This window comes from Pseudomonas sp. ES1 (genome assembly GCF_050586605.1).
GTDB classification, from domain to species: Bacteria; Pseudomonadota; Gammaproteobacteria; order Pseudomonadales; family Pseudomonadaceae; genus Aquipseudomonas; species Aquipseudomonas sichuanensis.
The window spans coordinates 14,554-36,014 of sequence record NZ_JBOBDM010000008.1 but is presented as its reverse complement, the minus strand read 5'-3'; the positions used below and the strand labels follow the sequence as shown (position 1 = coordinate 36,014).

General features: G+C 64.8%; 18 protein-coding genes. 13 read left to right on the top strand and 5 right to left on the bottom strand.

What is annotated here, in order from left to right:
- Positions 1-19: 19 nt before the first annotated feature.
- From rsmA to ACQ4N9_RS05230, 4 genes are read right to left on the bottom strand one after another with little or no spacing between them, the layout of a single operon-like run.
- On the bottom strand, positions 20-820 hold the full coding sequence (gene rsmA / locus ACQ4N9_RS05245) for a 16S rRNA (adenine(1518)-N(6)/adenine(1519)-N(6))-dimethyltransferase RsmA (protein WP_125462349.1): 801 nt from the start codon (positions 818-820) through the stop codon (positions 20-22).
- Positions 817-1,806: a 4-hydroxythreonine-4-phosphate dehydrogenase PdxA gene (gene pdxA / locus ACQ4N9_RS05240; protein WP_390966132.1), complete on the bottom strand. Its 990-nt coding sequence runs from the start codon at positions 1,804-1,806 to the stop codon at positions 817-819. Before pdxA ends, rsmA begins: the two co-directional genes overlap by 4 nt.
- Positions 1,803-3,122 (bottom strand): peptidylprolyl isomerase SurA, encoded by a 1,320-nt coding sequence (surA, locus tag ACQ4N9_RS05235; protein WP_110994281.1) that lies wholly within the window; start codon positions 3,120-3,122, stop codon positions 1,803-1,805. The genes pdxA and surA overlap by 4 nt, the downstream gene beginning before the upstream one ends.
- On the bottom strand, positions 3,103-5,937 hold the full coding sequence (locus tag ACQ4N9_RS05230) for an LPS-assembly protein LptD (protein WP_390966130.1): 2,835 nt from the start codon (positions 5,935-5,937) through the stop codon (positions 3,103-3,105). The genes surA and ACQ4N9_RS05230 overlap by 20 nt, the downstream gene beginning before the upstream one ends.
- A 131-nt stretch (positions 5,938-6,068) precedes the next feature.
- Between ACQ4N9_RS05230 and ACQ4N9_RS05225 the strand changes: the two genes are divergently transcribed.
- Genes ACQ4N9_RS05225 through ACQ4N9_RS05215 form a run of 3 tightly spaced genes read left to right on the top strand, consistent with a single transcriptional unit; the run spans position 6,069 to position 8,522 of the window.
- Positions 6,069-7,088 carry an aminoglycoside phosphotransferase family protein gene (locus tag ACQ4N9_RS05225; protein ID WP_390966128.1) on the top strand — a complete coding sequence of 340 codons (1,020 nt, stop codon included), beginning with the start codon at positions 6,069-6,071 and terminating at the stop codon, positions 7,086-7,088.
- Positions 7,085-7,756 carry an N-acetylmuramate alpha-1-phosphate uridylyltransferase MurU gene (gene murU, locus ACQ4N9_RS05220; RefSeq protein ID WP_390966126.1) on the top strand — a complete coding sequence of 224 codons (672 nt, stop codon included), beginning with the start codon at positions 7,085-7,087 and terminating at the stop codon, positions 7,754-7,756. The genes ACQ4N9_RS05225 and murU overlap by 4 nt, the downstream gene beginning before the upstream one ends.
- Before the next feature lies 1 nt (position 7,757).
- Positions 7,758-8,522: a TerB family tellurite resistance protein gene (locus tag ACQ4N9_RS05215; protein WP_390966124.1), complete on the top strand. Its 765-nt coding sequence runs from the start codon at positions 7,758-7,760 to the stop codon at positions 8,520-8,522.
- Between the two features lie 45 nt (positions 8,523-8,567).
- Here the strand turns inward: ACQ4N9_RS05215 and ACQ4N9_RS05210 are convergent, their stop codons facing one another.
- Positions 8,568-9,569: an alpha/beta hydrolase family protein gene (locus ACQ4N9_RS05210; protein WP_390966122.1), complete on the bottom strand. Its 1,002-nt coding sequence runs from the start codon at positions 9,567-9,569 to the stop codon at positions 8,568-8,570.
- A 95-nt stretch (positions 9,570-9,664) separates the two neighbouring features.
- Between ACQ4N9_RS05210 and ACQ4N9_RS05205 the strand changes: the two genes are divergently transcribed.
- The 10 genes from ACQ4N9_RS05205 (at position 9,665) to ACQ4N9_RS05160 (ending at position 21,458) form a co-directional block, all read left to right on the top strand.
- Positions 9,665-12,064 (top strand): PAS domain-containing sensor histidine kinase, encoded by a 2,400-nt coding sequence (locus ACQ4N9_RS05205; RefSeq protein ID WP_390966120.1) that lies wholly within the window; start codon positions 9,665-9,667, stop codon positions 12,062-12,064.
- Positions 12,058-12,690, top strand: a complete 633-nt coding sequence (locus ACQ4N9_RS05200; protein WP_172670942.1) for a response regulator — start codon at positions 12,058-12,060, stop codon at positions 12,688-12,690. The genes ACQ4N9_RS05205 and ACQ4N9_RS05200 overlap by 7 nt, the downstream gene beginning before the upstream one ends.
- Before the next feature lie 304 nt (positions 12,691-12,994).
- Positions 12,995-14,107 (top strand): ABC transporter ATP-binding protein, encoded by a 1,113-nt coding sequence (locus tag ACQ4N9_RS05195; RefSeq protein ID WP_125462358.1) that lies wholly within the window; start codon positions 12,995-12,997, stop codon positions 14,105-14,107.
- A gap of 48 nt (positions 14,108-14,155) precedes the next feature.
- Positions 14,156-15,190, top strand: coding sequence for an ABC transporter substrate-binding protein (locus tag ACQ4N9_RS05190; RefSeq protein WP_390966118.1), 1,035 nt, complete (start codon positions 14,156-14,158; stop codon positions 15,188-15,190).
- Between the two features lie 180 nt (positions 15,191-15,370).
- Entirely contained in the window at positions 15,371-16,618 is a 1,248-nt protein-coding gene (locus ACQ4N9_RS05185) for an ABC transporter permease (protein ID WP_110994272.1), read from the top strand.
- Between the two features lie 11 nt (positions 16,619-16,629).
- Positions 16,630-17,457, top strand: coding sequence for an ABC transporter permease (locus tag ACQ4N9_RS05180; protein ID WP_125462360.1), 828 nt, complete (start codon positions 16,630-16,632; stop codon positions 17,455-17,457).
- Between the two features lie 290 nt (positions 17,458-17,747).
- Positions 17,748-18,422 carry a ribulose-phosphate 3-epimerase gene (gene rpe, locus ACQ4N9_RS05175; RefSeq protein WP_125462361.1) on the top strand — a complete coding sequence of 225 codons (675 nt, stop codon included), beginning with the start codon at positions 17,748-17,750 and terminating at the stop codon, positions 18,420-18,422.
- Positions 18,419-19,237 (top strand): phosphoglycolate phosphatase, encoded by an 819-nt coding sequence (locus ACQ4N9_RS05170; protein WP_125857220.1) that lies wholly within the window; start codon positions 18,419-18,421, stop codon positions 19,235-19,237. Before rpe ends, ACQ4N9_RS05170 begins: the two co-directional genes overlap by 4 nt.
- A 70-nt stretch (positions 19,238-19,307) precedes the next feature.
- A complete protein-coding gene (gene trpE, locus ACQ4N9_RS05165) occupies positions 19,308-20,789 on the top strand; it encodes an anthranilate synthase component I (RefSeq protein WP_125857221.1) in 1,482 nt (493 codons plus the stop codon).
- Between the two features lie 75 nt (positions 20,790-20,864).
- Positions 20,865-21,458, top strand: a complete 594-nt coding sequence (locus tag ACQ4N9_RS05160; protein ID WP_125857222.1) for an aminodeoxychorismate/anthranilate synthase component II — start codon at positions 20,865-20,867, stop codon at positions 21,456-21,458.
- Positions 21,459-21,461: the final 3 nt, after the last annotated feature.

Here is a 21,461-nt window from a genome sequence, read left to right as displayed (position 1 = left end):
CTTGTGTTGCGAGGTGGGGTCAGCCTTGCTGCTCGGCCAGCTTGTCGGCCAGGCGCACGAACGCTGCCAGGTCCAGTTGCTCGGGGCGCAGGCTGCCATCGACGCCAGCGGCCTCGATGGCCTGGCTGTCGAGCAGGCCCTTGAGCGTGTTGCGCAGGGTCTTGCGGCGCTGGTTGAAGGCTTCGCGCACGACACGCTCCAGCAGCAGAGGGTCCTTGGCCGGGTAAGGCAGCACTTCATGGGGCACCAGGCGCACGATGGCCGAATCGACCTTCGGTGGCGGGTTGAAGGCGCCGGGGCCTACGTTGAACAGGTGTTCCACGCGGCAGTGGTACTGCACCATGATCGACAACCGCCCCCAGTCACCACCGCCAGGCCCTGCGGCCATACGCTCGACCACTTCCTTCTGCAGCATGAAGTGCATGTCGCGGATCAGGTTGGCGTGTGCCAGCAGGTGGAAGATCAGCGGCGTGGAGATGTTGTAGGGCAGGTTGCCCACCACTTTCAGGCTGCGTTGCGGTACACCCAGCTGATTGAAGTCGAACTTCAGGGCGTCGCCCTGGTGCAGGCGGAAATTGTCACGCCCGGCGAACTTGTGTTGCAGGATCGGCACCAGGTCCTTGTCCAGCTCCACCACGTCCAGTTGTGCGCCGCTGTTCAGCAGGCCCTCGGTGAGGGCGCCCTGGCCAGGGCCGATTTCCAGCAGGTTTTCGCCGGCCTTGGCGTGGATCGCCCGCAGGATGCGGTCGATGATTCCGGCGTCATGCAGGAAGTTCTGGCCGAAGCGCTTGCGCGCCCGGTGTTGGTAATGCTCGGTCATGGTCGGTTCTCGGCCATCTGGTAGGCGGTTTCCAGGGCGACGCGCAGGCTGCCGGTGTCGATCTTGCCGGTGCCGGCCAGGTCCAGGGCGGTGCCGTGGTCGACCGAAGTACGGATGATCGGCAGGCCCAGCGTCACGTTGACCGCGGCGCCGAAGCCCTTGTACTTGAGTACGGGCAGGCCTTGGTCGTGGTACATCGCCAGCACTGCGTCGCAGTGCTCCAGATATTTGGGGGTAAACAGGGTATCGGCCGGTAATGGTCCGCGCAGGTCCATGCCTTCGGTACGCAGGCGCTCCAGTACGGGCTCGATGATGTCGATTTCTTCGCGGCCAAGGTGGCCGCCTTCGCCGGCATGCGGGTTGAGCCCGCAGACCAGGATGCGTGGTTTGCCGATGCCGAACTTGTCACGCATGTCCGCATGCAGGATGCGGGTCACGCGCTCCAGGCGCTCGGCGGTGATGGCCTCGGCAATGTCGCGCAGCGGCAGGTGCGTGGTCACCAGGGCCACGCGCAGGCCATGGGTGGCCAGCATCATGACCACCTGTGCGGTGTGGGTGAGGTCGGCGAGGAACTCGGTATGCCCGGAGAAGGCGATACCGCTCTCGTTGATCACGCCTTTGTGTACCGGGGCGGTGATCATCCCGGCAAAATGCCCGTCAAGGCAGCCTTGCCCGGCGCGTGTCAGCGTATCCAGCACAAACGCTGCATTGGCCTTGTTCAGTTGCCCGGCGGCCACCGGCGCGGCCAGGGGCGTATCCCAGACGTACAGGCTGCCGGCAGGGGCAGGGTGTTCGGGCAGTTTGTCCGGGGTGACGAGCAGCAGGCTGACGGCCAGGCCCAACTGCGTGGCCCGCTCGGCGAGCAGGTCACGGCTGGTGATGGCGATCAGGGGGTGGGGCTGGGCCTCGGCGGCGAGCAGCAGGCACAGGTCGGGGCCTATGCCGGCTGGTTCGCCGGGTGTAACGGCAAAGCGCAGGGGCTTCACTGGGTGGCCTGGTCAGCGCCAGGCAGCTTGACTTCAACGTAAGCCTCGTCGCGGATCTGGCGCAGCCAGGTCTGCAGCTCTTCGTCGTACTTGCGGTTGCGCAGGACGCTCATGGCCTGCTGCTCACGGGCTTTTTCGGTGCTGTCGGTGGCGCGGCGGCCCAGCACTTCCAGCACATGCCAGCCGTACTGGGTACGGAACGGCTTGGTCACCACGCCTTGTTTGGCGTCGGCCATCTGCTCGCGGAATTCCGGGACCAGGCTGTCCGGGTCGACCCAGTTGAGGTCACCACCGTGGAGTGCCGAGCCTGGGTCTTCCGAGAAGCTCTTGGCCAAGGTGGCAAAGTCTTCGCCGCTGCTGATCCGGTCGTACAGTTTTTCAGCGAGCTCCTTGGTGGCGGCTTCGCTGCGGATCTCGCTTGGCTTGATCAGGATGTGGCGCACATGCACTTCGTCACGCAGCACGCTCTCGCTGCCACCACGTTTCTCCTCGAGCTTGAGGATGATGAAGCCGTTGGGGATGCGAATAGGCTGGGTGACGTCGCCGGCGCTCATGCTGCTGAGCATCTTGGCGAAGTCCGGTGGCAGTTGGCCGGCTTTACGCCAGCCCATCTCGCCGCCTTCCAGGGCGTTTTCGCTGGCCGAGCGTTCGATGGCCAGCTTGCCGAAGTCGGCGCCCTGCTTGAGCTGCTGGTAGACCTGGCCGGCCTGCTGGGCTGCCGCCTGGATCGCCGTGGAGTTGGCGCTTTCCGGGGTCGGGATAAGGATGTTGGCCAGGCGGTACTCTTCCGACATCTGCATCTTGCCGAGGTCGGAATTGAGGAAGTTCTTCACTTCCTGCTCGGACACCTGGATACGTTCGGCGACACGACGCTGACGCACGCGGCTGATGATCATCTCGCGCTTGATCTGTTCGCGGGCGTCGTCGAACGACAGGCCATCATGGGCCAGGGCAGCACGGAACTGCTCCGGCGACATGCCATTGCGCTGGGCAATGGTGGCGACGGCCTGGTTCAGCTCTTCGTCGGTGATGCGGATGCCCGAGCGCTCGCCGATCTGCAGTTGCAGGTTCTCGACAATCAGGCGTTCCAGTACCTGCTGCTCCAGCGCGCCAGCCGGCGGCACGCCGCCACCGCGCTTGGCGATGGTCTGCTGGACCTCACGCACGCGCTGGTCCAGTTGGCTCTGCATGACCACGTCGTTGTCGACGATGGCCACCACGCGGTCCAGGGACTGCGGTGCGGCATGCGCCGCGCCGCTGAGTAAAACGGCGCCCAGCATCAGCGGGCGCAGACGATCAATAAGCTTGGTCTTCACGTTCACGATAACCTTGAATGCCTTTGTCCAGGAACGACTCAACCTTGTTGCCCACTACACCGCCGAGGCCCTTGAGCACGACTTGCAGGAAGATACCGTGGTCGCCCTTCTCGTTGTCCGGGACCGCCTGGCTGAAATCGTCGTAGTCCATCCAGTAGCGGTTGATCAGGCGCAGCTTCCAGCAGCAGTTGTCGTACTCGAAACCACCCATGGCTTCCAGGGTGCGGTTGCGGTTGTAGTCGTGCTGCCAGCGCGCGATCACGCTCCACTGCGGAACGATCGGCCAGATGACCGAGAAGTCGTGCTGCTGGATCTTGTAGTAATCCTTGATGTAGCCCGGTTCGCCTGGAGTGCCGTAGTCACCGCCGCCAACTTTCCACAAGCCGGTCAGCGAGTCATAGGTGATCAGGTCGTTGCGGTAGCGGTAGCCGAGGTTGACGATCTTGTTCGGATTGTCTTCAGGCTGGTAGTGGAACATCGCGCTACCCGAGCGAGTGCTGCGGCTGTCCGGGTCCCAGTTGAAGTCCGAGTTGAAGCGCCAGTCGCGGTTGAAGGCGTACTCGTATTCCAGAGCGTACGGTGACACGTCCGACAGGCTGTCCTTGCGGGTGCTGTAGTCGATGCCTGGCAACTGGACCTTGCGATCCTTGAAGTAGTAGGCCTGGCCAATGCTCAAGCGCTGACGCTGGAAGCCGTTGTCCTCGATCCAGCGGTTGGTCACACCCAGCGACAGCTTGTTTTCGTCGCCGATGCGATCGGTGCCGCTGAAGCGGTTGTCGCGGAACAGTGAACCGTAGTCGAACAGACGCTCGCTCGTATCAAAGATCGGAATGTCCTTCTGGTCCTTGTACGGGACGTAGAGGTAGAACAGTCGCGGCTCGAGGGTCTGGCGGTAGTTGGTGCCGAACATCTGGGTGTTGCGATCGAAGTACAGGCCGCTGTCGACGCTGAAGATCGGGATATCACGGTTCAGTGTGCTGTTGTAGCTGCCATAGCCCGGAAGGCCCGACTGCGTGATCGCCTGGGCCTGGCCCTGGCTGTCCAGGTCGAGGTCGTAGCGGGTGACGGCATACTTGAGCTTCGGTTTGATATAGCCGTAGCTCGCTTCCATCGGCAGGCTGATGGCCGGTGCCGCGTGCAGGCGGGTACCGTTGGCACGGGCGATGCCGGTGACGCTCTCGTCAAGGCGGCGGCCGCCGAGGACATTGCCGTCAGCATCGGTCACGAGGCCGAGCGATTTGTCAGGCAGGCCATCCTTGTCGAACACCAGGTCGTTCTTCAGGTCACGCTCGAAGCGAACGGCTTCGGCTTCGTAGCTGAGGTCGAGCCCTTCAGGGTGGTACGGCAGCAAGCCGGTGATCGAAAGCTGTGGAAGCTTGTCGTAAGGGGTAATCTGCGAAATGGTCGCCATTTCGTAGGCATGCACGTTCAACCGGGCAGTGTAGTCGTCGCCACGGTAGTTAAGCGTGCCGCGCTGGTTGACGTAGTCTCGGCTTTCGACACCGATCTGGTCAGACTCCAGGTCCTGGAAGTAGAACGGGTCGCTGATGTCGGTGTAGTCCACCTCGCCCATCAGGCGATCATCCAGGCCGCCCTTGTGCTGCCAGTTGATCATCCAGCGTTCTTTCTTGTAGTCCGTCTGCAGCTTGCGGTCGTCGTCCTGATCGCTCAGGTAGGCGCCACCGAACTGGCCTTCGCTGGATTTGGTCAGGTAGCGGAACTCGCCTTCCATGAGCATGCCGCGCTTGGCCATATAGCGCGGATACAACGTGGCGTCGTAGTTCGGCGCCAGGTTGAAGTAGTACGGGGTGACCAGCATGAAGCCGGTATCGCTGCTGCTGCTGAACGATGGCGGCAGGAAGCCGGACTGCCGACGATCATCGATCGGGAAGTAGATGTACGGCGTATAGAAGACCGGGAAATCCTTGACCCGCAGCGTGACGTTGGTGGCAGTACCAAAGCCGGTGGCCGGGTTCAGGGTGATGTTGTTGCCCTTGAGCTGCCATGCGTTGCTGCCCGGCTCACAGGTGGTGTAGGTACCATCCTTGAGGCGGATGATCGCGTTTTCCGCGCGCTTGGCGTACAGCGCATTACCGCGGATGTGCGATTTGTGCATCACGTATTCGGCGTTGTCGACCCGGGCTTCGCCGGTGTCGAGCTGAATCTGTGCCTCATCACCGACTACCAGCGAGCCGTTGTCACGGATCTTGACGTTGCCCTTGAGCTCGCCACGGTTCTCGGCCTGGTACAGGTTGGCTTCGTCCGCTTCGGCCTGCATGCTGCCCTGGCGCATGACCACGTCACCGGCGAGGGTGGCGATCTGCTGCTCCTGCTGGTACTTGGAAACCTTGGCGTTGATGTAGGTCGGGGCTTCGTCCTTGGGCGTGGTGTCATCCATGCCTGGGCGGGTTGGCTCGATATAGGCGCCACCGCAGTACGGGCCGGTCTCGGCCAGCTGCGCGGCCGTGAGCTTCTCGCGGGGTACCCAGTCGAGGTGGCTGTAGTCTTCGCTGCGCGACTTCAGGGCGCGGCCCTTGCTCTCGGTAACCAGTACCGGCTTGTCGGCCTGCTCCTGGGCCACTTGCTCTGGTGTTTCATCACCGGAACTGGCGGCAGCGGCACCCGGATGAACCGGGCGAGGCGGCAGGTTACTGGCAGCCTTGGGCTTGCAGTCCCAGCCACCGGAAGCGGACACTTGGCAGTCGAACTGCTCGGCTGCTAACGCATGCGGCATGGCCAAAGGTTGCAGGGCCAGCAGACCGCCAGTGACCAGCAATGGAAACTTTCTACGAAACGCGGGGGATTTCAATGCCATCTTATTAGTCCGGGCTTCCTGCGTGCCATCTGCCCGCGTGTGGGGGCCGCACGCCTCTCGATGGTCTGAAAAAGATGCTGGATAATAAAGCATGACCCGCTTGACGGCTAGCGCCGTCGGAGACCCTTGTAATGCCCGACCACGATGTACGTCTGCAACAACTGACTGCCTGGCTCGCCGAGCAGCTCGAGATTCTATTTCGCACCAACGGCTGGGGTGACGTGCCCGCCGGCAGCCTGACCGCCGCCAGCAGCGATGCGAGTTTCCGCCGCTACTTCCGCTGGGAGGGCGCCGGCCACAGCTTCGTGGTCATGGATGCGCCACCGCCCCAGGAAAACTGCCGCCCGTTCGTTGCCATCGACCACTTGCTGGCCAGTGCCGGCGTGCATGTGCCGCAGATCCATGCCCAGGACCTTGAGCGCGGCTTCCTGCTATTGGGCGATATGGGGCGCCAGACTTACCTGGACGTCATCGATGCCGACAACGCTGACGCCCTGTTCAAGGACGCCATCGACGCGCTGCTGGCGTTCCAGCGCCTGCCGATGGACGCCCCGTTGCCGAGCTACGACGACGCGCTGCTGCGCCGCGAAGTCGAGTTGTTCCCGGAGTGGTACGTTGGCCGCGAGCTGGGCGTGAAGCTGACTGAAGCCCAACAGGCCAGCTGGCAGCGGGTCAGCCAGCTGTTGATCGACAGCGCCCTGGCGCAACCTAAAGTACTGGTGCACCGCGACTACATGCCGCGCAACCTGATGCAAAGCACGCCGAACCCCGGTGTGCTGGACTTCCAGGATGCGGTCTACGGCCCGGTCACCTACGACATCACCTGCCTGTTCAAGGACGCCTTCCTCAGCTGGCCCCAGGCCCGCGTCGAGGGGTGGCTCAGCGATTATTGGCAAAAGGCCCAGGCCGCCGGTATTCCAGTACAGCCGGCATTCGAGGACTTCCACCGCGCCAGCGACCTGATGGGGGTGCAGCGCCACCTCAAGGTGATCGGTATTTTCGCCCGCATCTGCCACCGTGACGGTAAACCGCGCTACCTCACTGACGTACCGCGTTTCTTCGCCTATATAGATGAAGTGATTGGTCGTCGTCCGGAGTTGGCCGAGCTGGGCGCGCTGATCGGTGAACTCAAGGCCGGGGCCCATTCATGAAGGCAATGATCCTCGCGGCGGGCAAGGGCGAGCGCATGCGCCCACTGACCCTGCACACCCCAAAACCGCTGGTGCCGGCCGCCGGCAAGCCATTGATCGAGTACCACCTGGAGGCGCTGGCCCGGGCCGGCTTCACCGAGGTGGTCATCAACCATGCCTGGCTCGGCCAGCAGATCGAGGATCACCTGGGCGATGGCAGCCGCTTCGGCCTGCGCCTGCGCTACTCGCCGGAAGGCGAACCGCTGGAGACCGGCGGCGGCATCTTCAAGGCGCTGCCGCTGCTGGGTGATGCGCCGTTCGTGCTGGTCAACGGCGATATCTGGACCGACTACGACTTCAGCGCGTTGCAGGCGCCGTTGCAGGGGCTCGCGCACCTGGTGCTGGTAGACAACCCCGGGCATCACGGGCGAGGCGACTTCCGTCTGCGGGGCGAGCAGGTAGCTGATGGCGATGACGCGCCCGGGACGCTGACTTTCAGCGGTATCTCGGTGCTCGCCCCGGCGCTGTTCGACGCTTGCCAACCCGGCGCCTTCAAGCTCGCACCGCTGCTGCGCAAGGCCATGGCTGCGGGCCAGGTGAGTGGCGAGCACTATCAGGGGCACTGGGTCGATGTCGGCACCCTCGAGCGCCTGGCCGATGTCGAACGCCTGATCGGCGAGCGCGCCTGACATGTGGTGGCCAAGCACAGTGATTGGTGCCGGGGCCGGTTTCGCCATGGCCAGTATCCCCGGGGCTTTGCTCGGGGCGCTGCTGGGTCAGGCCATGGATCGGCGCCTGCGTCTGCAGGGATGGGACGACATGCGCGAGCGCCTTGGCGGGCGCCCGGCGCTGCGCGACGAAGAGTTGCTGTTCGTGCTGCTTGGGCGTCTGGCCAAGAGCGATGGCCGGGTTGCCGAGGGGCATATCCAGCAGGCGCGCCAGGAAATGACCCGGCTGGACCTGGCGGAGCCCGCGCGGCTGCGGGCGATTGCCGCGTTCAACCGGGGCAAGTCGGGCAAGGGGCGGCTGGGCCATTACCTGCGCCGGATCAAGTTGCAGCCGCATGCCGCCGAGGGCACCTTGCGCGCCTGCTGGCGAATGGTCTGGGCGGATGGCAAGGCCGGCCGGCATGAGCACGACCTGCTGCTGCGATGGGGCGAACAATTGGGGCTCAGCCGCCAGCAGGTGCAGGCTCTGGCCAAGGAGTACGAGCCACGGCGCTCGTCCGTCGAAGGCGGCGTGATGACCTATGCCGCCGCCTTGCGGCTGCTTGGGGTGGAGCCGGACACCGAGGCCGACAAGGTCAAGCAGGCCTATCGGCGACTGCTCAGCCGGCACCATCCGGACAAGCTGGTGGGCAGTGGTGCCAGTGAGGCCAAGGTGCGCGAGGCGACCGAGCACACGCGTGAGCTGCATCAGGCCTATGCCCTGATCCGCAAGCGGCGGGGCTTCTAGCGAAGCTATCGCGGGGCGCCGATGCGACGTGCCCCGCGATGTTCGTCACTGTTCCTGTGGTGTCAGCCAGCCGCGAACCCGGCGCAGCAACTGCTCTTGCTCCGCTGCCTTGTTGCCCGGTATGGCCATCAGCGAAATCTGGCGGTACCCGCTGTCCTTCTGCCGCTTGCTGGCCTGCAGGCGCTGCTCGGCGGCCAGGCGGTCCTGGGGGCGCGTGGTGTAGTAGAGGTCGGCGGTCGGCACTTTCAGGGTCGGAGTCAGGCTCAGCAGGTCGTGCTCGACCCGTGCGGGCGTCTGCGCCGCGACCATCACCAGTTTCTGTACCTCTGGCGGCTGCTTCTCGCTGAGGTAGCGCGCCGCCCAATAGGCGCCGCTGCCGTTGCCCAGCAGCACGATGCTGCGTGCCTGCTGCTGTTGCGCATAGGCCACGGCGGCATCCAGGCGGGCGAAGATGCGCTCGGCGTCGTCCTGGTCGGTGTGTTCGTCGGCCTTGGCGGCGTCGGTGCTTTCGGCGGTGTCGGTCTCGGCGGCTGTGGCTTGGGCAACGTTGGCGTTGGCGTCTGCGGGCGTATCCTTGGTCGGCGCTGTTTCACCTGAGTCCTTGGCCGGTTCTGCGGCGGGCTTGGCCTCGACGCGCGCCTGCGGGCGTTCGGCCAGCAGGTCTGGAAGGCTCACGCTCAAGGTGTGCCAGCCGACATCGGGGAAGCCGCGGCGCAACGGCCCGACCGTGGTCGGCCAGTCGGCGCTTTCGCCGGCACCGGGGACGATGATCACCGCACCTTTCGGGTCGCTGTCGTTGGCCGGCTTCCACAGCGCCAGGAAGTGTTCACCGTTGGCCTGCAGGGTCTGCTGCTCGGCCTTGGGCACCTGGCGCTCGAGGGCCAGGGCATCGTCCTGGCTGCGTTCGGCCAGCGCCGGGCGCACCACGGGGGCAGGGGCGGCCTCGGTGGCTGCCTCGGGTTTTTCGGCATCGGCCGCTTGCGCGCCGAGGGGCAGGAGCGAGGCCAGGCAGAACATGGCCAGCGTCGTGCGATAGAGTGTGAGCATGGATCGGTCCAAGGCCATAAAGTTAACGGCAGCCTAATAGTATTTGTCCGCGACGGCCACGTCAGGTGGCCGTCCTTGCCAAGACGAGCGTAGAGATGAAGCGAGTGCGTTGCCTGTGGGTTATCGGCTGGTTGTGTCTACCCTTGATCGCTTTGGCGCGCCCGGAGGCGCCGCCTTCGGTAGTGCTGGAGCCCGCCCAGCAACAGTGGCTGGAGGCGCATCGCAGCCTGCGGGTCGGCCTGGTGCTGCAAGCGCCCTATGCCCAGTTCGACCGGCGTTTGCAGCAGTTCTACGGGGCCAACGTCGAGCTGGTCAGTGCGCTGGCCCAGGCCCTCAGGCTCGACCTGACCTGGCGCGGCTTCACCGATGAAGCGGCGCTGGAGCACGCGCTGCAAGCTGGCGAGATCGATTTCGCCCCAGGCCTGACCCAGACCCCCGCCAGCCTGCGCAACTGGTTGTTCAGCGACCCTTACATGCGCGTGCCGCAACTGGTGGTGGGCCTGCGCAGCGGTGCGGTGGCGGTGGACCTGGAGAAGCTCAGCGCCAACGACCGAGTGGCAGTGCGCATGCCATCCAGGCTCGCCGACTACCTGCGCGGCAACTACGGCAACCTCAACCTGCAGGGCGTGCCCAATGAGCGTGAGGCCCTGCAGCTGGTGCTGGGCGGGCAGGCCGGTTTTGCCGTGCTGGACGAGGCGCAGCTCAGTCGCCTGTCCCGCGAGAGTGAGTTTGGCGAGCTGGCCGTGGTCGGTGACATCGGCCTGCCGCAATTGCTACGGGTGGGTTCGCGGCGCGACTGGCCGCTTTTGGCCGACGTCCTTGAGCGTGGGCTGCAGGCCATGCCGGCCAAGGACCTCGAGCAGATCCACCAACGCTGGCTGCAGCCGAAATACCCGCGCTTCTCCGAATCGCCCGGTTTCTGGCAGAACCTCGCCTTGCTGTTCGGCCTGTTGCTGTTGTGCGCCATGGCCACGCTGGTGTGGCAGCGTCGCCAACAGCGGGGGTTGGAGCGCGGCTTGCTGGCTGCACGCGAGAGCCTGGTCGAGCGCCAGACTCGCGAGCAGGCGCTGCGCCTGAGCCAGTTCTCCATCGACCAGAGCACCGTCGGGATTCTGTGGGTCAACTGGGACAGCCACGTGCGCTACGCCAACCATGCCGCCGAACGCATGCTCGGTTTTGCCGAGAGCGCCTTGCTTGAGCGCCCGCTGATCGACATCGAGCCCACCCTGGCCATGGACCGCTGGCTGGCGCTGTGGAAGCGCGCCCGTGGCGGCGAAGGCGAGCTGCAGTTCGAGAGCCAGTGCCGCTGCGCCGACGGCAGCTTGCTGCCGGTCGATCTGTCGTTGTCGTTCCTGCGCTTTCGCGATGCCGAATACCTGGTGGTGTTCCTCACCGATGTCACCGAACGCCGCCGGGCATTGGCCGCCCTGCGCGAAAGCGAAGCGCGGCTCAAGGGGATCGCCGGCAACGTGCCAGGGCTGGTGTTCCGCCTGGAGCGCGACGCCGCCGAAGGCGAGTTGGAGTTCCCCTATATCAGTGAAGGCAGCGAAGCGCTGGTCGGTTACACCCCGGCGGCGATCCAGCACCCTGACATGGGCCTGCGCAACCTGGTGCATCCGCAGGACCGCGCCGATTATCACCGGGTCCAGGACATGGCCCTGGCCACTGACCAGGACTGGTCGTGGCAAGGCCGCATCCTCACCCGTCAGGGCGAGCAGCGCTGGGCCGACATCAAGGCCACCACCCGGCGCCTGGCCGATGGCCGAGTGGTGTGGGACGGGGTGGTCTGGGACATCACCCAGGGCAAGCAGGCCGAGTTGGCGCTGGCCGCGTCCCAGGAGCAACTGCGCGAGTTGTCGGCGCACCTGGAGAGCGTGCGCGAAGAGGAGAAGGCGCGGATTGCCCGCGAGGTGCACGACGAACTGGGGCAGATGCTGACGGTGCTCAAGCTTGAAGTGTCGATGTGCGAGCTGGCGTTCGCCGAGCTGGACCCTGCCCTCAACGAGCGCCTGGCCAGCATGAAGCGCCTGATCACCCAGTTGTTCCAGCTGGTACGCGACGTGGCCACGGCCCTGCGCCCGCCGATCCTCGACGCCGGCATCGCCTCGGCCATCGAGTGGCAGGCGCGGCGTTTCGAAGCGCGCACGCAGATACCCTGCCTGGTGCAGGTGCCGGACAATCTGCCACCCTTGAGTGATGCCAAGGCCATCGGCCTGTTCCGTATCCTGCAGGAGGCGCTGACCAACGTCATGCGCCATGCCCAGGCGCACACGGTGCAGATCGATCTGGTGCACGAGGCCGGGCAGTTGCGCATGACCGTGATCGACGACGGCGTGGGGTTTGCCATGGAGGCGGCGCGGCCGACGTCGTTCGGCCTGGTGGGTGTGCGTGAGCGGGTGTTGATGCTCGGTGGCAGCATGAGCCTGGACAGCGAACCGGGCGAGGGCACCAGCCTGAGCGTGGCGATTCCTTTGAAACAGGAGAAACAATCGTGATTCGAGTGCTGGTGGCCGAAGACCACACCATCGTCCGGGAAGGCATCAAGCAATTGATCGGCCTGGCCAAGGACATGCAGGTGGCGGGCGAGGCGGGCAATGGCGAGCAGTTGCTCGAGACCCTGCGCCATACGCCCTGCGAGGTGGTGCTGCTGGATATCTCCATGCCTGGGGTGAACGGCCTGGAGGCGATCCCGCGGATCCGCGCGCTGAACAACCCGCCGGCGATCCTGATGTTGTCCATGCATGACGAAGCGCAAATGGCGGCGCGGGCGCTCAAGGCCGGGGCGGCGGGCTATGCGACCAAGGACAGCGACCCGGCGCTGCTGCTCACGGCCATCCGCCGGGTGGCCGGGGGCGGGCGTTACATCGACCCGGCCCTGGCCGACCGCATGGTGTTCGAGGTGGGCCTGACCGAAACCCGGCCGCTGCACACGCTGCTGTCGGAGCGCGAGTTCTCGGTGTTCGAGCGCCTGGCCCAGGGCGCCAACGTCAACGACATTGCCCTGCAGCTGGCGCTGTCGAGCAAGACCATCAGCACCCACAAGGCGCGGCTGATGCAGAAGCTCAAGGTCAACTCGCTGGCGGAGCTGGTGAAGTACGCCATGGAGCACAAGCTGGTGTGAGTGTTCTGGTTGCGACAGGTAGAGCAGCGGCTTGGCACATATCCCTGTGGGAGCGGGTTTACCCGCGAATGGGCCTGACCTGCTGTTCTCGCTGGCTGCACCGGCCTCTTCGCGGGTAAACCCGCTCCCACAGGCTCGGCATGGGGCCTGATTGGCATTCCAAACGCGCCATCCTTGTAGGGCGATCCCTACAACAAGTCTTCCATCCGGATGATGGCATTCTCTCAGTGCCCCCGATTTTCGGGCGTTTGCGCCTCTTCTACTCTTTTGCCTACGCAGTCATTCCAACAAGAAGGTGCAGGGCATGAGCGAGGCGAATTCGAACGAGACGCTGGTCAGCTTCCGTGGTGTGCAGAAGAGCTACGACGGCGAATCGCTGATCGTCAAAGACCTCAACCTGGACATTCGCAAGGGTGAGTTCCTGACCCTGCTCGGCCCCTCCGGTTCGGGCAAGACCACCAGCCTGATGATGCTGGCCGGCTTCGAAACCCCTACCGCCGGCGAGATCCAGCTGGCCGGGCGCTCGATCAACAACGTGCCGCCGCACAAGCGCGACATCGGCATGGTGTTCCAGAACTACGCGCTGTTCCCGCACATGACCGTGGCCGAGAACCTGGCCTTCCCGCTGACCGTGCGCAACCTGAGCAAGACCGACGTCAGCGAGCGGGTCAAGCGCGTACTCAACATGGTCCAGCTCGATGCCTTCGCCAAGCGCTACCCGGGGCAGCTGTCCGGCGGCCAGCAGCAGCGCGTCGCGCTGGCCCGGGCCTTGGTGTTCGAGCCCCAGCTGGTGCTGATGGACGAACCGCTCGGCGCCCTGGACAAGCAACTGCGCGAACACATGCAGATGGAAATCAAGCACATCCACCAGCGCCTGGGCGTGACCGTGGTGTACGTGACCCATGATCAGGGCGAGGCGCTGACCATGTCCGACCGGGTGGCGGTGTTCCACCAGGGCGAGATCCAGCAGATCGCCGACCCGCGCACCCTCTACGAAGAACCCTGCAACACCTTCGTCGCCAACTTCATCGGTGAGAACAACCGTATCAACGGCACCCTGCTGGCCAGCGATGGCAAGCGTTGCCAGGTGCAGCTGGGCCGTGGCGAGCGGGTCGAGGCGCTGGCGGTCAACGTCGGCCAGCCCGGCGAGCCGGTCACCCTGTCGATTCGCCCCGAGCGCGTGCGCCTCAACGGCCACAGCGAAAGCTGCGTCAATCGCTTCTCTGGCCGGGTGGCCGAGTTCATCTACCTGGGCGACCACGTGCGGGTGCGCCTGGAAGTCTGCGGCAAGGCCGACTTCTTCGTGAAGCAGCCGATTGCCGAACTCGACCCGGCCCTGGCCGTGGGCGATGTGGTACCGCTGGGCTGGGAGGTGGAGCACGCCCGCGCGCTCGATCCGATTGCACAAGCCCACTGATGGACTGATGGATTGCTTCACCAACCCTGTACTGTGGAGAGAATAATAATGCGCAAGCAGTTGAAACTGACCGCCCTGGCCCTGGGGCTGTTCGCCGCCGGCCAGGCCATGGCGGCCGACCTCACGGTGATTTCTTTCGGGGGCGCCAACAAGGCCGCCCAGACCAAGGCGTTCTACGAGCCATGGGAGAAGGCGGGCAAGGGCAAGATCGTCGCCGGTGAGTACAACGGCGAGATGGCCAAGATCAAGGCCATGGTCGACACCAAGAGCGTGAGCTGGAACCTGGTGGAGGTGGAGTCGCCAGAGCTGGCCCGCGGTTGCGACGAGGGCATGTTCGAGGAACTCGACCCGGCGCTGTTCGGCAATGAAGCTGATTATGTCCCGGGCGCCATCCAGCCCTGCGGCGTGGGCTTCTTCGTCTGGTCCACGGTCATGGCCTACAACGCCGACAAACTCAAGACCGCCCCCACCAGTTGGGCCGATTTCTGGGACACCAAGCAGTTCCCGGGCAAGCGCGGCCTGCGCAAGGGCGCCAAGTACACCCTCGAATTCGCCCTGATGGCCGACGGTGTCGCGCCGAAGGAAGTCTACAAAGTGCTGGCCACCAAAGAGGGCCAGGACCGCGCCTTCAAGAAACTCGATGAGCTCAAGCCGAGCATCCAGTGGTGGGAAGCCGGTGCCCAGCCGCCGCAGTACCTGGCCTCGGGTGACGTGGTCATGAGCTCGGCCTACAACGGTCGCATCGCCGCTGTGCAAAAAGAGAGCAACCTCAAGGTGGTGTGGAACGGCGGCATCTACGACTTCGACGCCTGGGCCATCCCGAAAGGTGCCAAGGATGCCGAAGAGGCGAAGAAATTCATCGCCTACAGCGTCCAGCCTGAGCAGCAGAAGATCTACTCCGAGAACATCGCCTACGGTCCGGCCAACAGCAAAGCGGTGAGCCTGCTGTCGGACGAGGTGAAGAAAGACATGCCGACCACGCCTGAGAACATTGCCAACCAGGTGCAGATCGACGTGGCCTTCTGGGCTGACAACAGCGAGCAGCTGGAGCAACGCTTCAACGCCTGGGCGGCGAAGAAGTAACGCCCGGGACATTGGGCCGCCACGCGGCCCATCGCCGGCAAGCCGGCTCCCACAGGTAAAGCGTCAAGCCTGAGGGTGTCGCACTACTTGTGGGAGCCGGCTTGCCGGCGATGGGGCGCGCAGCGGCCCCGATTGCAGCTTTACCAGGCTCCCTGTTTCCCTGTTTTCCCGGAGTTCGCCATGGCCATTGCAGTGCCCCTCAACGAAGGCGCAGGTAAAAGCCTCAAACAGCGCCTCAAGCATGCCGAGCGGGTCAACCGCTGGAAGGCCCAGGCGTTGATCGCGCCGCTGGCGCTGTTCCTCCTGCTGGTGTTCCTGGTGCCGATTGCGGCGCTTTTGTACAAGAGCGTCGGCAACCCCGAGGTGGTCGCCGGCCTGCCGCGCACCGTCGAGGCCGTGGCGCAGTGGGACGGCAAGAGCCTGCCCGGCGAGGAGGCCTACAAGGCCCTGAGCCAGGACCTGGCCGAATCACGCAAGAATCAGACACTGGGCGATCTGTCCAAGCGCCTGAACATGGAGCTGGCCGGCTACCGCAGCCTGCTGGCCAAGACTGCGCGGGCGCTGCCGTTCAAGGCGGAGCCTGCTTCTTATAAAGATGCCTTGCAGACACTGGACGAGCGCTGGGGTGACCCGGCCTACTGGCAGGCGATCCGCCGCAACACCAGCAGCGTCACGCCGTTCTACCTGCTGGCGGCGCTCGATCACCGTATCGACGACCTCGGTGAGCTGGCCAAGGCCACGCCGGACCAGGCCATCTACCTCGACATCTTTGCCCGCACCCTGTGGATGGGCGTGGTGATCACCGCCATCTGCCTGGTGCTGGCCTATCCGCTGGCCTACCTGCTGGCCAACCTGCCCACCCGACAGAGCAACCTGCTGATGATCCTGGTGCTGCTGCCGTTCTGGACCTCGATCCTGGTGCGGGTAGCAGCGTGGATCGTGCTGCTGCAGTCGGGCGGGCTGATCAACAGCGCGCTGATGGCCATGGGCATCATCGACCAGCCGCTGGAGCTGGTGTTCAACCGCACTGGCGTGTACATCTCGATGGTGCACATCCTGCTGCCGTTCATGATCCTGCCGCTGTACAGCGTGATGAAGGGTATCTCGCCCAGCTACATGCGTGCGGCGATCTCGCTGGGCTGCCACCCGTTCGCCAGCTTCTGGCGGGTGTACTTCCCGCAGACCTACGCTGGCGTCGGTGCCGGTTGCCTCTTGGTGTTCATCATCTCGATCGGCTACTACATCACCCCGGCACTGCTGGGCAGTCCGAACGACCAGATGGTCAGCTACTTCGTCGCCTTCTACACCAACACCAGCATCAACTGGGGCATGGCCACCGCGCTGGGCGGGTTGCTGCTGCTGGCCACCGTGGTGCTGTACCTGATCTATAGCTGGCTGGTCGGCGCCAGCCGCCTGCGCCTGAGCTGAGGAGCCTTGTCATGCTGAGCCCTTACATGTCGCCCGTGGAGCGGGTGTGGTTCTATACCTTGCGCATTCTCTGCGGGCTGGTGCTGCTGTTCCTGGTGCTGCCGGTGCTGGTGATCGTGCCGCTGTCGTTCAACAGCGGGAGTTTTTTGGTGTACCCGCTGCAGGGCTTTTCGCTGCACTGGTACCAGGACTTCTTCGCCTCGGCCGAGTGGATGCGTTCGCTGAAGAACAGCATCATTGTCGCCCCGGCGGCGACGGTGCTGGCCATGGTGTTCGGCACCCTGGCCTCGATCGGCCTGACCCGCGGCGACTTCCCCGGCAAGTCGCTGGTGATGGCGCTGGTGATCTCGCCGATGGTGGTGCCGGTGGTGATCATCGGTGTGGCGAGTTATCTGTTCTTTGCCCCGCTGGGGATGGGCAACAGCTTCATCTCGCTGATCCTGGTGCATGCGGTGCTGGGTGTGCCCTTCGTGATCATCACCGTGTCGGCCACCTTGCAGGGCTTCAACTACAACCTGGTGCGTGCGGCAGCCAGCCTTGGCGCCTCGCCATTGCTGACCTTCCGTCGGGTGACCTTGCCGCTGATTGCGCCGGGAGTCATTTCCGGGGCGCTGTTCGCCTTCGCCACCTCGTTCGATGAAGTGGTGGTGACCCTGTTCCTGGCCGGGCCCGAGCAGGCCACCCTGCCGCGGCAGATGTTCAGCGGTATCCGCGAGAACCTCAGCCCGACCATCGCGGCGGCGGCGACCCTGCTGATCGCGTTTTCGGTGGTGTTGCTGCTGACCCTGGAGTGGTTGCGTGGCCGTAGCGAGAAGTTGAGGACCCAGCAGCCGGGCTGATTTTCGGATGCCTGTACCGGCCTCTTCGCGGGTAAACCCGCTCCCACATGGACCGCGCTAACCTCGAGGCAAGCATCGTACCTGTGGGAGCTGGCTTGCCAGCGATGAGGCCAGCACTGAAAACATAAGACAGTTGCTCCACAGGTTATGTGCAGCTCTCGAGATCTGCGCGATCCCTGTGGGAGCGGGTTTACCCGCGAAGGGCCGGCACAGGATTGACACCAATCAGCCCTGATCTGCTTCCCTGGGTTACAATGCGCGCCACCGTGATTCTGCCCAACAGGTGCGCCATGCAGCCCTACGCTATTGCCCCCTCCATTCTTTCCGCCGATTTCGCTCGCCTGGGCGAGGACGTCGACAAGGTTCTGGCCGCCGGGGCCGACATCGTCCACTTCGATGTCATGGACAACCACTACGTACCCAACCTGACCATCGGCCCGATGGTCTGCACCGCGCTGCGCAAGTACGGCGTGACCGCGCCGATCGACGTGCACCTGATGGTGAGCCCGGTCGATCGCATCATCGGCGACTTCATCGAAGCCGGCGCCACCTACATCACCTTCCACCCGGAAGCCACCCAGCACATCGACCGCTCGCTGCAGCTGATCCGCGACGGCGGCTGCAAGGCCGGCCTGGTGTTCAACCCGGCCACCGGCCTGGATGCGCTGAAGTACGTGATGGACAAGATCGACATGGTCCTGCTGATGAGCGTCAACCCAGGCTTCGGCGGGCAGAAGTTCATCCCCGGTACCCTCGACAAGCTGCGTGAGGCCCGTGCACTGATCGACGCCAGCGGCCGTGATATCCGCCTGGAAATCGACGGCGGCGTCAACGTCAACAACATCCGCGAAATCGCCGCAGCCGGCGCCGACACCTTCGTCGCCGGTTCGGCGATCTTCAACGCCCCGGACTATCAGGAAGTAATCGCCAAGATGCGTGCCGAAATGGCGCTGGCACGCGCATGAGCGGCTTCGAGCAGCTGTTCCCGGGGACGCTGCCCAGGCTGGTGATGTTCGATCTGGATGGCACCCTGATCGATTCGGTCCCCGACCTGGCCGCAGCCGTCGACCGCATGCTGCTCGAACTCGGGCGCGAGCCCGCTGGGCTCGACGCCGTGCGTCACTGGGTGGGCAACGGCGCCCAGGTGCTGGTGCGCCGGGCGCTGGCCGGTGGCCTGGACCACGACAGCGTGGACGATGCCCTGGCCGAGCGCGCGCTGGCGCTGTTCATGGAGGCCTACGCCGACAGCCATGAGCTGACCGTCGTCTACCCCGGTGTGCGCGACACCCTGCGCTGGCTGAGCAAGCAGGGCGTGGAGATGGCGCTGATCACCAACAAGCCCGAGCGCTTCGTTGCCCCCTTGCTCGACCAGATGAAGATCGGGCGCTACTTCCGCTGGATCATTGGCGGCGACACCCTGCCACAGAAAAAGCCCGACCCGGCGGCGCTGCTGTTCGTGATGCAGATGGCCGGTGTGGCGCCTGCGCAGTCGCTGTTCATCGGCGATTCGCGCAGCGACGTGCTGGCGGCGAAAGCGGCCGGGGTGCAGTGCGTCGGCCTGAGCTATGGCTACAACCATGGCCGTCCTATCGACGAGGAGTCTCCCAGCCTGGTGATCAGCGACCTGCGCCTGCTGCTGCCTGGTTGCTTAGTCACCGACACTGGGATAACGTTGGCGGACCTTCAAGCCCCGCACAGCAGAGACAACGACGTGGTGGTTACTGGCAAATTCTGGATGAAAGTCATCAAGGCCCTGGCCCGCTGGCGCTGGCGCGCCTGACTTATGCCCGCCGGCGCCTGCCGGCCCGTCCGCTTGCCTGACCCCATTGCTGCTTGCCACGAGGCTACACATGACCCGCGAAGAATTCCTGCGCCTGGCCGCTGCCGGCTATAACCGCATCCCCCTGGCCCGCGAAACCCTGGCCGACTTCGATACCCCCCTGTCGATCTACCTCAAACTGGCCGACCAAGCCAACTCGTACCTGCTCGAATCCGTGCAGGGCGGCGAGAAGTGGGGCCGTTATTCGATGATCGGCCTGCCGTCGCGCACCGTCATGCGTGTGCATGGCTACCACGTGAGCATCCTGCAGGATGGCGTGGAAGTGGAAAGCCATGACGTCGAAGACCCGCTGGCCTTCGTCGAGGCCTTCAAGGATCGCTACAAGGTCGCCGACATTCCGGGCCTGCCGCGTTTCAACGGCGGCCTGGTCGGCTACTTCGGCTACGACTGCGTGCGCTATGTGGAAAAACGCCTAGGTGCTTGCCCGAACCCGGACCCGCTGGGGGTGCCGGACATCCTGCTGATGGTTTCCGACGCCGTGGTGGTGTTCGACAACCTGGCGGGCAAGATGCACGCCATCGTGCTGGTCGACCCCAGCGACGAGCAGGCCTTCGAGCAAGGCCAGGCCCGCCTTGAAGGCCTGCTGGAGAAACTCCGCCAGCCGATCACCCCGCGCCGCGGCCTCGACCTGGATGGCCCGATGGCGGCCGAGCCGGCGTTCCGCTCCAGCTTCACCCAGGGTGACTACGAGCGCGCGGTGGACACCGTCAAGGAGTACATCCTCGCCGGTGACTGCATGCAGGTGGTGCCGTCGCAGCGCATGTCCATCGATTTTGCGGCAGCGCCGATCGACCTCTACCGCGCCCTGCGCTGCTTCAACCCGACGCCCTACATGTACTTCTTCAACTTCGGCGACTTCCATGTCGTGGGCAGTTCGCCAGAAGTGCTGGTGCGGGTCGAGGACAACCTGGTCACGGTGCGCCCGATCGCCGGTACCCGCCCGCGCGGCGCCACCGAAGAGGCCGACCGCGCCCTGGAAGACGACCTGCTGTCGGATGACAAGGAAATCGCCGAGCACCTGATGCTGATCGACCTGGGCCGCAACGACGTGGGGCGTGTGTCGTCCACCGGCAGCGTGCGCCTGACCGAGAAGATGGTGATCGAGCGCTATTCGAACGTGATGCACATCGTCTCCAATGTCACCGGCCAACTGGCCGAGGGGCTGACGGCAATGGATGCGCTGCGGGCGATCCTGCCGGCGGGCACCCTGTCGGGGGCGCCGAAGATCCGCGCCATGGAGATCATCGATGAGCTGGAACCGGTCAAGCGCGGCGTCTACGGCGGCGCCGTGGGCTACTTCGCCTGGAACGGCAACATGGATACCGCCATCGCCATCCGCACTGCGGTGATCAAGGACGGCGAGCTGCATGTGCAGGCCGGCGGCGGCATCGTCGCCGACTCGGTGCCGGCACTGGAGTGGGAAGAAACCATCAACAAGCGTCGGGCGATGTTCCGCGCGGTGGCCCTCGCCGAGCAGACCAGCAAACGCTGAGCAGGCCGTGGTCCATGAACCCGGCGGGCCGCCACGCGCCCCCGGAGTCCCCCGTATTCAAGAGGTTCGTTCCAGATGCTACTGATGATCGACAACTACGACTCCTTCACCTACAACGTCGTGCAGTACCTCGGCGAGCTGGGTGCCGAGGTCAAGGTCATCCGCAATGACGAGATGACCATCGCCCAGATCGAAGCCCTCAACCCCGAGCGCATCGTGGTTTCCCCCGGCCCCTGCACCCCGAGCGAAGCCGGTGTGTCCATCGAGGCGATCCTGCACTTTGCCGGCAAGCTGCCGATTCTGGGCGTCTGCCTTGGCCATCAGTCGATCGGCCAGGCCTTCGGCGGTGACGTGGTGCGTGCCCGCCAGGTGATGCATGGCAAGACCAGCCCGGTGGTGCACCGTGACCTGGGCGTGTTCGCCAGCCTCAACAACCCGCTGACCGTGACCCGTTACCACTCGCTGGTGGTCAAGCGCGAGACGCTGCCGGACTGCCTGGAAGTGACTGCCTGGACCGCCCACGCCGATGGCTCGGTCGACGAGATCATGGGCCTGCGCCACAAGACACTGAATATCGAAGGGGTGCAGTTCCACCCCGAGTCCATCCTGACCGAGCAGGGCCACGAGCTGTTCGCCAATTTCCTCAAGCAGACCGGCGGCCGCCGCTAAGGA